The organism is Rodentibacter genomosp. 1, from assembly GCF_001999285.1.
GTDB lineage: Bacteria > Pseudomonadota > Gammaproteobacteria > Enterobacterales > Pasteurellaceae > Rodentibacter.
Genome location: NZ_MLHN01000002.1, coordinates 33286 through 48631, shown reverse-complemented (window position 1 = coordinate 48631; position 15346 = coordinate 33286). Strand labels below are relative to the sequence as shown.

12 protein-coding genes are annotated in these 15346 nt (G+C 39.9%); all 12 read right to left on the bottom strand.

What is annotated here, in order from left to right; all coding sequences use genetic code 11:
• Complete coding sequence (gene tyrA / locus BKK54_RS00845) at positions 1-1125, bottom strand: bifunctional chorismate mutase/prephenate dehydrogenase (protein WP_077540614.1); 1125 nt, start codon at positions 1123-1125, stop codon at positions 1-3.
• An 88-nt stretch (positions 1126-1213) separates the two neighbouring features.
• On the bottom strand, positions 1214-2134 hold the full coding sequence (truB, locus tag BKK54_RS00840) for a tRNA pseudouridine(55) synthase TruB (protein ID WP_077540612.1): 921 nt from the start codon (positions 2132-2134) through the stop codon (positions 1214-1216).
• Positions 2134-2520 (bottom strand): 30S ribosome-binding factor RbfA, encoded by a 387-nt coding sequence (gene rbfA / locus BKK54_RS00835; protein ID WP_077540610.1) that lies wholly within the window; start codon positions 2518-2520, stop codon positions 2134-2136. Before rbfA ends, truB begins: the two co-directional genes overlap by 1 nt.
• A gap of 441 nt (positions 2521-2961) precedes the next feature.
• A complete protein-coding gene (locus BKK54_RS11705; protein WP_158074605.1) occupies positions 2962-3099 on the bottom strand; it encodes a hypothetical protein in 138 nt (45 codons plus the stop codon).
• Between the two features lie 33 nt (positions 3100-3132).
• A complete protein-coding gene (locus BKK54_RS00830; protein ID WP_077540608.1) occupies positions 3133-5586 on the bottom strand; it encodes an AAA family ATPase in 2454 nt (817 codons plus the stop codon).
• Between the two features lie 51 nt (positions 5587-5637).
• Positions 5638-6945, bottom strand: coding sequence for a hypothetical protein (locus BKK54_RS00825; RefSeq protein WP_077540606.1), 1308 nt, complete (start codon positions 6943-6945; stop codon positions 5638-5640).
• Between the two features lie 20 nt (positions 6946-6965).
• The gene (locus tag BKK54_RS00820) at positions 6966-7679 is read right to left on the bottom strand and encodes a hypothetical protein (protein WP_077540594.1); all 714 of its coding nucleotides are present in this window, start codon (positions 7677-7679) and stop codon (positions 6966-6968) included.
• A 198-nt stretch (positions 7680-7877) separates the two neighbouring features.
• Positions 7878-9371: a nicotinate phosphoribosyltransferase gene (locus tag BKK54_RS00815; RefSeq protein WP_077540592.1), complete on the bottom strand. Its 1494-nt coding sequence runs from the start codon at positions 9369-9371 to the stop codon at positions 7878-7880.
• Between the two features lie 226 nt (positions 9372-9597).
• Entirely contained in the window at positions 9598-10731 is a 1134-nt protein-coding gene (locus tag BKK54_RS00810; protein ID WP_077540590.1) for an HlyD family secretion protein, read from the bottom strand.
• Positions 10732-10734: 3 nt separating this feature from the next.
• Positions 10735-11145, bottom strand: coding sequence for a DUF3302 domain-containing protein (locus tag BKK54_RS00805; RefSeq protein ID WP_077540588.1), 411 nt, complete (start codon positions 11143-11145; stop codon positions 10735-10737).
• 172 nt (positions 11146-11317) lie between these two features.
• The gene (gene infB, locus BKK54_RS00800; protein ID WP_077540586.1) at positions 11318-13831 is read right to left on the bottom strand and encodes a translation initiation factor IF-2; all 2514 of its coding nucleotides are present in this window, start codon (positions 13829-13831) and stop codon (positions 11318-11320) included.
• Between the two features lie 12 nt (positions 13832-13843).
• A complete protein-coding gene (gene nusA / locus BKK54_RS00795; RefSeq protein ID WP_077540584.1) occupies positions 13844-15331 on the bottom strand; it encodes a transcription termination factor NusA in 1488 nt (495 codons plus the stop codon).
• Positions 15332-15346 lie beyond the last annotated feature (15 nt).

Here is a 15346-nt window from a genome sequence, read left to right as displayed (position 1 = left end):
TTACCCTTGTTTTAAATCATTTGCTTGTTGCAGCAATTGATGGCTTTCTTTTAAAAATTGTTCGGAATAGTCGCCGAACCATTCCCGTACTTGATGAAAGGCATCAATGAATCCCTTGCGATCATGGTTTTCAAAAAATGCTAATGCTTCTTCATAAGTTTGTTTTAAACTTTCAATCACCTCTAGGTTTTCCGCTTTATCCATAATAATATCTGCATAAAGCTCGGCATCTTGTGCAAACAAACGCCCGATCATCGCCAATTCTAAACGATAAATTGGGGAAGAAAGCGCCAATAAATTAGCAAGATTTACCGGTTGCTTGGAAAGGTGCAAGCCATTGGCAAAAGTCGAAAAATGACGTAAGGCTTGCACATAAGTCATATTATGATCGTGCTCAATAGCATCAGTTTGATGAATTTTAGCGCCCCAAATTTGAATTTGTTCAAGCAACCATTCATAGCGTTCAGGAAAACGCCCATCACAGCGGACGACCACTTGTTTTGCCATACTGGCAATATCCGGGCCAAACATCGGATGCAATCCCACCACGGCCCCTTGGTGTATTTCCAACATTTTCGCCAAAGGCTCACGTTTCACGGAAGTGAGATCCGCCAGTAGCATATTTTCTGTTAAATAAGGTTTTAAGCGTTCAATGGTTTCAAGTGTATTGGAAATGGGGACGGAAATAATTACCGCATCTGCATTAGCAAGAATTCTCTCGGCTACATCCCAATCATCACGTTCTAAAACAGAAATCGGATAACCGGAAGCTCTCAAATAACGGGCAAATAATCCGCCCAATTTTCCATAACCGCCTACAATCACAATTTTTTGAATGTTGGGATTCACGGTTTTAAAACCAAACCGGTTTTCATTGGTATAAGATTCCCGCATAAAACGGCGTAGCACATCTTCGATTAAATCCGGTGAAATCCCGGCTTTCTCCGCTTCCAAACGGCGTGCTTTTAACATAGCAATTTCACGATCGGGTGCATAGATAGGGAGACCGTGTTGATGTTTGACTTTGCCCACCTGTGAAACCAGTTTGAGGCGTTTAGAAAAAAGTTGAATGAGTTCGCGATCGAGCGAATCAATTTCGGAACGTAAATCATTAAGCGCTTCCATAATCCACCTGTAATATTTTATTTACACCATTTGTAAGAAATTAATTACAGGTGAGATTACTGGAATTTAGTCGGAAAGGCAACTGAAATTATAGAGTTTGTGTGATTAATCGTTGCGGATGAATGATATGCCCTTCAATACGAGCAACACCCAAAAACAAATTCTCCGCTGAAAACAACCGCACTTGCCCTTGCCATTGTTGCTCGTTAGCAAATTTTACACGCTGACCAAAACCAATGGTACGGCTTTGTGACTCATTCAAATGCAACGCTGGTAATCTGCTCACTGCCGTGTCTGTTGGTAATAAATGTTGATCAAGTAACGCCAAATTTTGCTTTTCCGCAAGATATTGTAATTCTTCCCAACTCATCATCGCTTCAATGGGATAATCCGCCACGGCAAGTCGGCGTAACATAGTGACGTGTGCGCCACAGCCTAACACTTCCCCTAAATCATCTACCAAAGTGCGAATATAAGTGCCTTTAGAGCAATGTACTTCCAAGGTTAAATAAGGGGCTTGATATTCAATAAAGTTGAGTTCAAAGATGGTGATTGGGCGGGCTTCACGCTCTACGGTAATACCTTGACGGGCATATTCATACAAAGGTTTACCTTGATGTTTTAAGGCTGAAAACATGGTCGGCACTTGCAAAATATCGCCCCGAAATTGCTCAAGTGCGGTCAAAATTTGCGGCGTTTCTACCCCCACCGCACGAGTTTCCACAATCTGCCCATCAGCATCGGAAGTATCGGTGCGCTCCCCCAATTTCGCGGTCACTAAATACCGTTTATCCGCATCCAATAAAAATTGCGAAAACTTCGTTGCCTCACCCAAACAAATCGGCAACATTCCTGTTGCCAAGGGATCTAACGCCCCCGTATGCCCTGCTTTATTGGCTTGGAAAAGGCGCTTGACTTTTTGCATAATCTCATTGGAAGACATTCCCTGCGGTTTATCCAACAAAAACACGCCATCAATATCCCGTCCCCGTTTGCGTGGTCTGGACATTATTGCTCGTCCTCAACATGTTTGCGTTCATCTTCACGCACCACGTTCGTCACCAAATTGGACATTCTCATCCCTTCCACGAGGGATTGATCGTAGATAAAACGAATTTCCGGCACAATGCGTAAACGCATCGCTTTACCAAGCAAAGTGCGAATATAAGGTGCGGCTTTTTCCAACCCTTTCATCCCTTGTTCAATTGCCGTTTCATCGTGATCGAACAAGAAAGTGACAAAAATTTTGGCATACGCCAAATCACTCGACACCTCCACATCGGATACGGTTACCATACCAACACGGGGATCTTTCACCTCACGCTGTAAAATCACCGCAATTTCTTTCTGGATTTCTTGCGCAACACGGTCGCTACGTTTAAATTCTCGAGCCATTTTCTTTTCCTATTGTCAAAATTCTTTTTTAAGGCGAGGGATTATAGCAAAATTTATCGTCCAAAAGTGAAAAGTGCGGTCTGTTTCGAGGGAATTTTTCGGCCTTATGTCGCAAATGTACAATTTAATGAAATGGTAGGGACAGACTGCGTGTGTCCGTTATAAAATCAAATCATTAAGCGGACACACGCAGTGTGTCCCTACCGGTCACGTTATTTAATATTGGGAGGATATTAGTTTAATTTAGCGATATTGGTAAAATAAATTTGCTGTGCCTATGGAATCTACATTCCATTGAAAGTCCCGATTTGTGTGTTTGCAACCTAATATCGGGATTTTTTGAAAGCAATAAAAAGAGGGAATTGCCCCTCTTTATTTTGGATAATCTATCAAATTAGATATAAATATCCCCTAAATAATATCTAACTAACGTTTAAAATACTATTTAAGCGTATTTTCTTCTAAACTTTTTCTTACACTAAAATTTTGATCCTTTCCTAATTGCTCAATAACATCGCGAAGTAAATTTGGACTTTCAGCTAACTTCCGTCTTACAAAAACATCTCTGCTTTTTACCATTTTAAGCTGTTCTTCAGGGGAAAAAGCGGATTTTCACTGAGTTTTTGTACTATTATTTCCTGTGTTTGATTGACGGATAGCCTCAATATCCTTTTGTCTTAAAATAGCCCTCGCTTTTTCGCATAAATTTTTATTATTGCGTAGATTATCAAAGACCTCTGCTTCTCTTGTAAGCCCTAAAGCATACCACGACCGAAAAGTCATAGGACTAGACTCAGGATGCTCAGCTATTTTAGCCAAAATAATTTGAGCCTCTTCACAAAGATTTTCATTCCTAGCTAACGATGCTCGAACTCTACTATCATTGCTTTCAGCTAGAATAATCTGTGCTTTTTCATATAAGTTTTTATGAGCAGATAGTAGCTCTTTTATATAATTATATCTATCCTTCGCTAGAATGAGCTGGACATCTTCAGATAGATCATCTCTTCTAGCTAACGATTCTCGAACTCTACTATAATTGCTTTCAGCTAGAATAATCTGTGCTTTTTCGTATAAGTTTTTATGAGCAGATAGTAGTTCTTTTACATCATCGTTGCTATCCTTCGCTAGAATGAGCTGGACATCTTCAGATAGATCATCTCTTCTAGCAATCATTTCTCGAACGCTGTCTATTTTATGTGTTGCAAATTTTAATTTTTCATTTTCCGATAGATATTTATTAACCAATACATTTTCTCTAATTTGCTCATACTCATAATTATCCTCTTTATACAGCTCAATCACCAATTCAGCTGAAACATTTCTATGCTCCACAATAATATCCCGAATTTCCTTATTAAAACGTGGCTCCTCATCTTTAATTGAAATCTGTTCATCAAGCACTTTTTTCGGACAATTAGAATTTCTAAATGCGGCTTTTTTCACCTCAACATTTTCATCTTTTACTAATTTTTCCAAAATATCTTCGGTTACTTCAGGATCTTCCGCTACTTTTAAGCGGTCAAGATAGTTGGTGCTATTTGCCAATTTATTCATTTCCGCAATGCTTAATCCGTCAGAGTGAGAAGCCGGGGTGAGGTAAAGTTCCTCAAATTTTTTCTCATACTCACCCACTTTCTCTCTCAAGGTTTTACGCAGTGGCACAGTGCGGTTAATCGCTTCAATTAATGTAGTTTGGTTAAGGTGTCCGGCATTGGCAAGAAATGCTTGTTTCACACCGTCATACACCGCATTTTCAATATCTGCACCGGAATAATCTCGGCATTGGCGAGCAGTTTCTTCTAAATCCAAGGAATCGACTTTTTGTTTCGCTTTATTGAGATGAATTTCTAGAATTTTTTTACGTTCCGTATAGTTTGGAAAACCCACATAAAAAATTTCATCAAAACGTCCTTTACGGAGCAATTCCGGTGGTAAAGCAGTGATGTCGTTAGCAGTGGCGATAATAAATACAGGCTGTGTTTTTTCTTGCATCCAGGTTAAAAAATAGCCCAAAAGACGAGAACTGACTTCCGAGGCATTATTGCCTGACATTCCAACAAAGGCTTTTTCCAACTCATCCACCCAAAGCACACAGGGGCTGATACTTTCTGCCATGGCGAGGGCTTTACGCATATTAGTTTCGCTTTCACCCACATATTTGCCCAGTAGTGAGCCGATATCCAATCGAACTAAAGGTTGTTGAAACAAAGCGGCAGCGGCTTTGGCAGTGAGTGATTTACCACAACCTGGCATTCCGGCAATCAATGCACCTTTCGGTGCTTTTACGCCAAAGGCTTTTGCTTTTTCTAAATTTCCGACAATATAGGCTTGCTCTTGCAACCATTTTTTGAGATTTTCTAAGCCACCAATATCGCCGATCTGATTATCCACTTTCACCATTTCCAACACACCACTTTTGGCGATAATTTGCTCTTTTTGTTGGCGAATTTCATTGAGCATTTTGTCTAGATCGCTTTCATTAAAACCATTAAAACGTTGTTTGATCAGCGTCAGCACTTTTTTGATTTCTAACTCATTCAAGCCGGAAAGTGCGGTGATAAATTTACTTTGTTTTTCTGCTTCAATATTGAGATCATCCATAATGGCTTTGATGTCGCTTTCTTTTGGCAAAGGCATTTCCAAAAGTGTGATAAAAGGTTCAATATCAGCAGGAATATAGACTTCCGAAGATTGTAAAATCACGGCACATTCGCCGGTGTAATGGCGTTCAATTTTTTCGATAAGATATTGCAAACGTGCTACGGTAACCGGGTTATTTTCTAAGGCAAGTTTGGCATTTTTGATGAAAAAGAGGTTTTGTTCTAAATCTTCATCCAAAAGATCATTTAAGGTTTGTTCAATGCGTCCGTGATTTTCTTTAATTTGGGATTTGTTGGAAAAATCGATTTTTCCTTGCGCGAGGTTAATCTCGTGGACATTAAAACCAAGTTCTTTTGCCACTTCCTCCACGAGATTTTCTGCCCGAGCCGTTTCAGCCGTGTGAAGATAAAATGTGGAATACCCTGCTTTAATCAATTCAATAAGTTGTTGGTTTAGTTTCATTTTTGATCCTTTTTATAAATATGTAATTAACGGTATTTGATGAAAATCGATTTACAACAAAGAAGAAAAAAAATCTTTTACTTTACTTACCCCAGATGATACAAATTTACCCACTCTCTTCACTCCCTCACTTACTGTAGAAACCACCGTTTTAGCCGTATCTTTAACAACATCAATGGCACCATACGTGATTTTTTTAACTGTCTTTGCGACAGGTTTAACCACTTTATCGGCAACGAATTTCCCCACTTTTTCGCCAACATAGCCGCCTATCGTAGCGCTAATTACTGTAGCGATCGGACCAACTTTAGTGACAGAACCAATTACTGCGCCAATTTTTGTTCCAATCATCCTACCTTTAGTTTTTAACCAGTTTTCACAGGTTTTTTCAACTTTGGTAATCACCTTTGATACAACAAATTTTGCTTTTTCTGCTGCAACATCAACGGTTTTGAGAATGCCTTGTTCAACCTTATCGAGAATACGGGTATCGTTCCAGCCTTCACCCACACTCAATACTAAATCCGTCACACGATCCAATTTTTGGCGGGTTATCTCTATTACATTTTCAATTTTATTAAGTGTGTCAAAACCAGCTTTAATCCACCCTTTTTTAGCAGAGACCACCACCCCACCCGACATGGCTACTTGAACACCTTTATTTTCAGCCGTTTCAATAGAAGAACGTAAAATATGGAGCAATTCTTCGCTTTGGCTACGGTTTTCTTTGCCTTTAACCGCATTGTATAGCCGTTCGCCTATGGTTCTCACACCATACGCCATTAAATGTAAATTTGCGTTGATTTTTGCCTTAGTCGTGATATTTCGGGCGATATCCAAAGGCGTTGTACTTTCGCTTTTTGGCGTTAAAGGAATAGCTTGCCCTAAATACATTTCCGTACTGGCAAGGTTGGCATTTTCCAATCCCTCATCTATTGCTTTCAATGTATCAGTAGGATCAAAACCATTTTGGTTCGCAATATCTGTCAGTTTTGTGTTTAAAACATTGGCAAGAGTCTTACCTTTATTGAGGGCTTTTTCAACGTCAATCTGATTTTTAACCAAGGAATCAATGGTAGAAATAATCACATTTGCCGTATCAATTTTCTCTTGTTCATTTTCCCAAATATCAGGATAAAAGTTAAAACGTCCAATCAACCATTCGTCAATAGGTTGATGACGGCCATTTTCAAGATAGTCGCTAACGAAATCGTTGATGGTTCGCATCGCTTTTTCGCCACTTTCTTGATCGGCAAAAAGGGCATTTTCTGCTTGCTCAATAAGTTCACTTTGATATTCATCCGTTTTAAGTCGTTCAAATTGTGCCTCAATAATATTAGGGTCTAATCCATTGTTCATGGTGTTTTCCTCTTAATCAATTATAAAAAACGAAACCATTGACTATTTGTAAATTTTGTTTGCTCAGTGTGAATTCTAAGTGCTTCTTTTACTTCCCTATTTCCTTCTTTAGCTAAAACCAACCGCACTTCTTCAGAAAGATTCGGATTACCGGCAAGCCCTATTCTTGTACCGCTACTTTGCAATAAAAGTATTTGTGCGTTTGGTGAAACATTTGGATTCATTGAGAGCGTTTTTCGTACCCAACGCTCTTCATCTTGAGCTAAAAGCAACTGCACATTTTCGGGAAGATTATTCTTCTCAGCAAGTGTTCTTTTTGCCAAACAGCTATGACCTTTTGCCAAAACTAATTGAGTTGCTTCGCCAAGCGCCGGATTGTCAGCAAGTATCTCAATTATATCGTCATACTCATCTTCCGCCAAAATTAGTTGGGCTTGTACCGAGAGATAAGGATTTGCTGCAAGGATTTCTCGTACACGCCAAGTATTGGATTTTGCCAAAAGCATTTGAGTTTCAACAGAAAGTTCCTCGCGCAACATTTTTCTTAGCGGGCTATCGGCATTTTCCAGCTCTTCACCACAATATTCATTATCGCGTTCCTCAATCTCCAATAATCTTTTTATCTGCTGTTCCGCTTCACTTTTATCTTTGGAGTCTGTCGGTTGCTCCGCTAAATTTGAAGGGATTTGTTGATTGATATTTTCAGGATTTGAATTAACGGTAAGTCTACGCATAGATTTTCTCCTCTGTGATAATTAAATCACACCGGAGTATAAAGCATTTCTCATAATGCACTGCGACAGGTTGTGTCGTGAGAAAAATTTTTTTATTTTATGAAAGAAAGGTAGCCCGAGTCAGAGGTTAGGTAAAGGAGCGGTAAACGTGATAATAGTTAACCGCTCTTTTGGTTATAATACCCTAAAAGCAACTTATTAATTTGATGGTGGGTTATAATCGGCAAATAAATTTTGTCTAATTTGATCAAAACCAGTTCGACGTAGCAGTTTGCCGTCTTCAAAGAGTAGTTCTAATAAATCATCACTAAAGTCATCTTTTGCGGTTAGTCCATCAAGATAGGTATCATAAGAAAGGACTTTAACCCGGCCTTTTTGGGATTTTTTTAGACCTTTATCGGTTTTAGGGTTTTTAAAGATCGCTTTTTCTTCACCATTAATCGTGATAGAGGTGGCTTTAATAGCAAATCCTAATGTATCACGTGTATTACGCTGATAAGTTTGTGCACCAACACCAAACACAATATTACTTGAGGCAAAGCCTTTGGTTTTTAGCCCCTCTAAAATCTTCACCATTTTTTCATAAGTTACGCCATCGCCATAAATAGCACCAATATGGGGATCAAGAACTTTATAACCTTTCTGATTAACTGTGCCACCAAAAATATCCCATAAGCACTCAATCAGCCCTTTACGTTCATGTTCAGTATTTGCCGTAGGATCGCCACAAATAATCGCAAAAAAATCACCGCTATCAGGCCGAATAACTAAACGGGCATTTTCAGGTCTTGTCATAATTTCCTGCTTCAATAAAGGTAAATTAATCGTAATGTTATGCCAAAAATCAGTGGTATCCGACACAATTGACAACATACTATTCGGGAATTTTGCCATTAAATAACGAAATGTAGGCAATTCATCAATACCATGTGAGCTCATCACTGAGTGTTCTGAAGCCGGTATTGAAGTGCCAATTAAATCCTTAGAGCCATAGTAGGCTTCAATGAAAGCGATCGCCGGAATCGTATCTGTACCTAAAAAAGAGGTTAAATGAGCCGCCCCCGAAGTTTCCGCCGATTCTAAAGAACTCATACCTCTCATTGAAAAATCGTGAGATTGAAATGGCACGTGATCTTGGTTATCACAGGTTTCATTTGCAAACTTAGCTAATAGTGTTCGACAGGCAAAAGCAATGGAAGCTGAGGTCATCGGCTGCCAAAGGGATACATTAATAAGTGTTTCTAAATAGTTTGTCAGCCAAAAGAAATCGGGATGGGTATTCTCAATCGTCATCACGGGAACTTTAATTGCTACGGTTTTTCCTTCAGGAATGGCTTTAATCCGAATGGGTAAGTAACCTAGTTCGTGTAGTTGTTTAATGTGTTCCCCTTTATCATCTAACTGCAACGTTTTTTTAATAAAATCTGAATATTCGGAAACAATTTCATCTTTATCCCGAGAAAAGAAGTTGTCATTAAAATAATGAATTAAATATTTAGTAATAAATGCTTGGAAACCAAAGGAGACTACTCTTATTAAATAAGGGGCATGTTTGTTGCTACGGGGTGTAAATGTACTATAAAGAATTTGTGAACCTTCAGGATACATTATTCGGTGAGAGGTTTTGTAAAAATCACATAATAATGAAGGTATGGCACTCGCACGACTACACTTATTTAATAGATTATCCATAAAAATTTACTACCTTATTACAAATTAATATCAATGTATCTTTTAAAGCTATCAGACTCATTTCTGAGCCAGAATTTTAACAAGCAACTAAACATATTCGGGCTAAGATACCAAAATAACAAGAGCTTGCCTAGGTATAACAAATTCTAAATTTAGATGAAATAAAACGATTCTATCCCATAGAGAATAGAACCGTTTTTAGTATTCAGCAGAATATTTATCTATTTTAGTGATCCAAATAGAGGTAATTTTTCCAACTATTCATTCTCAATAAAATTTTACGCATCATAGCGAGATGGTGAGCGTGTTCGGTGTAAACTGCCGCTTCTGCGGTTGCACCAAAAGGAAGTTGATATTCCTCCATCTCTTCAGTGAGTTCAAGTAATACAAGAGGCATGGCTTGTTCATCAATGAATTTACGGGTATATGTTGTGCCGTTTGCTTGTACTTCACTTTCACCGATAGCCGGTAAAATTGCTTTCACTTTGGCAGAGAAAACTTTTCCAGGAATAGCAGGAAAGGCTAATTCTGCCTCATCACCGGCTTTTAAACGTAATAGAGAATTTTGACGAAATGCTGCAACAAACTGACGTTTTTGTTCACCAATAAAGGTCATCACCGGGCGAATAGCTAAACGTCCTGCCATCATACCTTCTTGTAAAAATTGCTGTGAAATATAACCGTCAGACGGTGCACGCACAATCGTTGATTCCAAATCGAATTCAGCACGTTCAAGGGCGGCACGTTTGGCTGCAACGGTGGTATTTTCCCCCTTAATGTTAGAATCTAGCAATTTCTCTGCTTTTTCAAGCTCGGCAATGCGGGTTTCATAGGTCGCTTTTGCACTCAAGGCTTCGCGGATTTTAATTTCCGCCTCTAGGTGGCTCACTCCTTGTGTCACCACGAGTTTTTTGTAACGTTCTGCTTCTTTTTGTTTTTGGTACATCGTCAATTTTGCTTCTTCTAAGCGGGCTTTAGCGGCATTCACATCAAGTTGCAATGTTGTTGCCGTTTGAATTGCACTCGCCAGTTCCGCTTTTTTCGCATCGACATCGGCTTGATAAGGTGTAGGATCAATACGAAATAGCACCTCACCTTTTTTGATCCGTTGGTTCGGTGTAAATTGATTGACTTCAATCACACGACCACGAACCTGTGGCACAATGGGTGTGGAAACATAATATTGTGTCGCTAATTTGGTATGTGGATGGTTATAATTCATAAATAATAACATTGAAACCAGCAATACTACTCCACCTAAAATAGCCGTTGGAACCGACCATTTGTTTAAAGGAATTTTAAAGAGTTTAAAAATTCCCACACAAAGCGAAGCATAAATAATTAAAATCATTAACTCCATAACCTACACCTCGGTTTTATTTTGCTTATTTTCTAATTGGTTTAATTTTTGTGTCAAAATATTCAATTCTTGACGTAATGTTGCCAATTCCACTTCTAATTTTAGATTTTGCTTTTCCAATTCAGGGAACTGTTGCGTGATATGTTCTACGCTTGAAAAAAGTGCCTGTTCTTTTTGACGATTGCCATTTCCCCAGCCGTTTTCCTTATGCCATAAGGTTGCCCAAATCCAAAGGAAAGGCCAAATTACGTGTAGGGTAAATAAACTCACCCATCCGGCATAATGAATCGCCTCTAGGTGGGGATGATTCCGTTTTTTGGCTATTTCATAGGGGATATCGTGAATGGCAATGACTGCATAAAAAATAACAATACTTGCAAATAATAGAAAAAATAATGCTAAATAATCCAGCATTTTAATACTCCAAAAGATAACTGCTTTTACATTTTTGAATATGAACAGGCTATACAAATATAGCGACAACTAAACTCGATATAAAAAAGTGCGGTCAAATTTTCTAGTGTTTTTAAAATCTAGGAGAATCTCACCGCAACTTTTAACATTTCGACAGGTTACAACTTAATAATTAAATTGAACGTTTAACCTCCACCACTTCGAATACCTCGATTTGGTCGCCCACTTTAACATCGTTGTAGTTTTTCACACCGATACCACACTCCATATTGCTACGCACTTCTGCCACGTCATCTTTGAAACGACGGAGGGATTCCAATTCGCCTTCAAAAATCACGACGTTGTCACGTAACACACGGATTGGGTTATTACGCTTAACAATCCCTTCTGTCACCATACAACCGGCAATCGCACCGAACTTCGGATGACGGAACACATCACGCACTTCTGCCAAGCCGATGATTTCTTGTTTGAATTCAGGCTGTAACATACCGCTCATTGCCGCTTTGATTTCGTTAAGCAGTTCATAAATGATTGAATAATAACGTAAATCAATATTTTCACTTTCAATCACACGACGGGCCGAAGCATCAGCACGAACGTTGAAACCAACCATAATCGCATTGGACGCTGCGGCTAATGTCGCATCGGTTTCTGTAATACCGCCTACGCCCGAACCGACTACTTTCACTTTTACTTCGTCCGTTGAAAGTTCGTGTAAGGCTTGAACAATCGCTTCCACAGAACCCTGCACGTCTGCTTTGACGATCACGTTTAATTCTGCTACATCACCTTCCGTCATATTGCTAAACATATTCTCAAGTTTCGCTTTTTGCTGACGGGCAAGTTTGACTTCACGGAATTTACCTTGGCGATATAATGCTACCTCACGCGCTTTTTTCTCATCACGCACGACTGTTGCTTCATCACCTGCCGCCGGCACACCGGAAAGCCCAAGCACTTCTACCGGAATAGATGGGCCGGCTTCGTCAATTTCTTTACCATTTTCATCACGCATCGCTCTTACACGACCATACTCGAAACCACAAAGTACGATGTCGCCTTTACGTAAAGTCCCGGATTGAACTAAGATTGTTGCCACAGGGCCACGGCCTTTATCAAGGTAAGATTCAATCACTACACCACTTGCCATGCCTTCTTTCACAGCGGTTAATTCAAGCACTTCGGATTGAAGAAGAATCGCATCAAGTAACTCATCAATACCAAGTCCCTGTTTTGCAGAAACCGGCACAAATTGAACTTCGCCACCGAATTTTTCTGAAATCACTTCATACTGGAGCAATTCTTGCTCAACACGATCAGGATTGGCTTCCGGTTTATCAATTTTGTTTACCGCAACCACTAATGGCGCACCTGCGGCTTTTGCGTGTTGAATCGCTTCAATGGTTTGAGGCATCACCCCATCATCAGCGGCCACCACAAGAACCACAATATCCGTTGCTTTCGCACCACGAGCACGCATAGAGGTAAAGGCGGCGTGTCCCGGTGTATCAAGGAAAGTAATCATCTTGCCATCATCCATTTCTACATGGTACGCACCAATGTGTTGGGTAATTCCCCCCGCTTCTCCGGCGGCAACTTTCGCTTTACGAATATAGTCAAGTAAGGATGTTTTACCATGGTCAACGTGACCCATAATCGTGACTACCGGTGCACGGGTGACTTTTTCCGCATTCACATCACGATCGCCAAGTACCGCCTCTTCAAGTTCATTTTCATTGCGAAGAATCACTTTGTGCCCCAGTTCTTCCGCCACTAATTGTGCAGTTTCTTGATCAAGCACTTGGTTAATTGTCACCATTTCGCCCATTTTCATCATCATTTTGATGATTTCAGTCGCTTTAACTGCCATTTTATTGGCAAGTTCTGCAACGGTAATGGTTTCACCAATCACCACATCGGCTTTAGCAACTTGAACCGGTTTTGTGAAAGCCTGCTGTAATGCAGCCCCTTTCTTAGCATTTTTACCTTTACCGAATTTACCCTCTTTTTGGTTTTTACGGTTAGATTCACGCTCATTTCGACTATTCTTGCTATTATCATCATCACGACCGCCTTTTTTCGCTTTTGCGACTTTATTTTTTCCACGGCCACGGCTTTCATTACGGCGTTCTTCTTCATCTTCCGCTTCAAGGGCATATTTAGAGCTTAAATTATAGTCAGAATAATCTTCTGAAGATGATTCGTGATCCTCATCATCTATCTCAGCATAACGTTTTGCTTCTTCCGCCGCTTTACGGGCTTGCTCTTCTGCTTTTTGACGGGCAACTTCTTCCGCTTTACGGCGAAGTTCGGCTTCTTCCGCTTTACGTTTTTCTTTTTCCACATCTACAGATTTAGGTTTGGAATCGACCGCACTTTGGGCTGCATTTGCCGTTTTTTCTTTCTCGGCTTTCGCTTTTTCCGCTTCTAAGCGTGCTTTTTCTTCTGCGGCTTTCTTTTCTGCTGCTTTTTTAGCCTCTAATTCTTGCTGAGCTTTTAATTTTGCGGCTTCTTCCGCTTTTTGTGCCGCATCGGTTTTTACCGTTCTTTTTTTACGCACTTCTACTTGAACAGCCTTACTCTTACCCGTGGTAGTTGTTCCACTCACTGTTGTTTTCGTTCTGCGTTGAATACTTAATTTTTTCGGTGCTTCACTATCCGATTTTTTTACTTCATCTGTCATGATTAATTCTCCTTACTCTTCGCTGAACCAACAAATATTACGTGCAGCCATGATCAAATCTGCAGCTTGTTCAGAAGTTAACTCTTCAATATCCGCTAAATCATCAACCCCTTGCTCAGCGAGCTCTTCAAGGGTCGTAATGTGTTTTTCCGCTAGCTTAAATGCGATGTGGCGGTTCATTCCCTCTAAGTTGAGTAGCGCTTCTTCAATATTCGCTTTTTTCAATGCTTCTTCCTCAGCGACTGCTGCGGCTGTAATCGCATTTTTTGCTCGGGTTTGAAGTTCTTCAATAAGATCTTCGTCTTCTAAGCCATCAATAGCGGTTAATTCACTCACCGGTACATAAGCAATTTCTTCTAAGTTGGTAAACCCTTCTTCTACAAGGATTTGTGCAAATTCCTCATCAAGTTCCAAGGTATTCATAAATAAATTCAAGGCCTTATTATCTTCTGCTTGATGTTTTGCATTAAGTTCATCACTACTCATAACATTGAGTGACCAACCGGTCAATTGGGTAGCTAAACGAACATTTTGGCCATTACGCCCTATTGCTTGTGCAAGGTTTGCTTCATCTACCGCTATATCCATTGAATGATTATCTTCATCTACAATAATTGACGTAACATCCGCCGGTGCCATCGCATTAATCACAAATTGAGCCGGATTGTCATCCCAAAGCACAATATCAACACGTTCACCGCCTAATTCATTGGTAATCGCTTGAACTCGAGCGCCACGCATACCAACGCAGGCTCCAACAGGATCAATACGTTTATCATTGGATTTCACGGCAATTTTTGCTCGAGAACCCGGATCACGTGCTGCCCCACGAATTTCGATCATTTCCTCACCAATTTCCGGTACTTCAATACGGAATAATTCCACAAGCATTTCCGGTTTTGCACGTGTTACAAACAATTGTGATGTTTTATTTTCCGGAATGACTTTATAAAGCACACCACGAACTCGATCGCCCGGTCGGAAATTTTCACGAGGAAGCATATCTTCACGAGCCATTACCGCTTCTGCTTTATGACCTAAATCTAAAATAATGTTATCGCGACTGACTTTCTTCACCGTACCGGTCACAATTTTTCCTTCCTCGGAACGGAACTGTTCAATCACTTTTGCCCGCTCAGCTTCTCGGATCTTGGCACTAATCACTTGACGTGCTGTTTGCATCGCAATGCGGTCAAAAATGATGGATTCAATTTGATCTTCGACATAGTCCCCTAATTGAATATTTGGATCATCAAACTGTGCCGCTTCTAAAGTCATTTCTTTTGTTGGTACTTTAACTTCATCCACCACTAACCAACGGCGGAAAGTATCAAATTCCCCTGTCTTTGGATTAATTGAAACACGAATATCCGTTTCATATTCATATTTTTTCTTCGTTGAAAGAGCTAATGCACTTTCTAAAGCTTCAAAAATTTTCTCACGTGGTAGTAATTTTTCATTAGAAACCGCCTCCGCTGCTAATAAAATTTCTTTACTCATTTTTTATTTTCCTCC

What these genes read in the sequence shown, in the direction of transcription:
- tyrA (WP_077540614.1), bottom strand. Translation starts at nt 1,125, where the DNA reads ATGGAAGCGCTTAATGATTTACGTTCCGAAATTGATTCGCTCGATCGC.
- truB (WP_077540612.1), bottom strand. Translation starts at nt 2,134, where the DNA reads ATGTCCAGACCACGCAAACGGGGACGGGATATTGATGGCGTGTTTTTG.
- rbfA (WP_077540610.1), bottom strand. Translation starts at nt 2,520, where the DNA reads ATGGCTCGAGAATTTAAACGTAGCGACCGTGTTGCGCAAGAAATCCAG.
- BKK54_RS11705 (WP_158074605.1), bottom strand. Translation starts at nt 3,099, where the DNA reads ATGGTAAAAAGCAGAGATGTTTTTGTAAGACGGAAGTTAGCTGAAAGT.
- BKK54_RS00830 (WP_077540608.1), bottom strand. Translation starts at nt 5,586, where the DNA reads ATGAAACTAAACCAACAACTTATTGAATTGATTAAAGCAGGGTATTCC.
- BKK54_RS00825 (WP_077540606.1), bottom strand. Translation starts at nt 6,945, where the DNA reads ATGAACAATGGATTAGACCCTAATATTATTGAGGCACAATTTGAACGA.
- BKK54_RS00820 (WP_077540594.1), bottom strand. Translation starts at nt 7,679, where the DNA reads ATGCGTAGACTTACCGTTAATTCAAATCCTGAAAATATCAATCAACAA.
- BKK54_RS00815 (WP_077540592.1), bottom strand. Translation starts at nt 9,371, where the DNA reads ATGGATAATCTATTAAATAAGTGTAGTCGTGCGAGTGCCATACCTTCA.
- BKK54_RS00810 (WP_077540590.1), bottom strand. Translation starts at nt 10,731, where the DNA reads ATGGAGTTAATGATTTTAATTATTTATGCTTCGCTTTGTGTGGGAATT.
- BKK54_RS00805 (WP_077540588.1), bottom strand. Translation starts at nt 11,145, where the DNA reads ATGCTGGATTATTTAGCATTATTTTTTCTATTATTTGCAAGTATTGTT.
- infB (WP_077540586.1), bottom strand. Translation starts at nt 13,831, where the DNA reads ATGACAGATGAAGTAAAAAAATCGGATAGTGAAGCACCGAAAAAATTA.
- nusA (WP_077540584.1), bottom strand. Translation starts at nt 15,331, where the DNA reads ATGAGTAAAGAAATTTTATTAGCAGCGGAGGCGGTTTCTAATGAAAAA.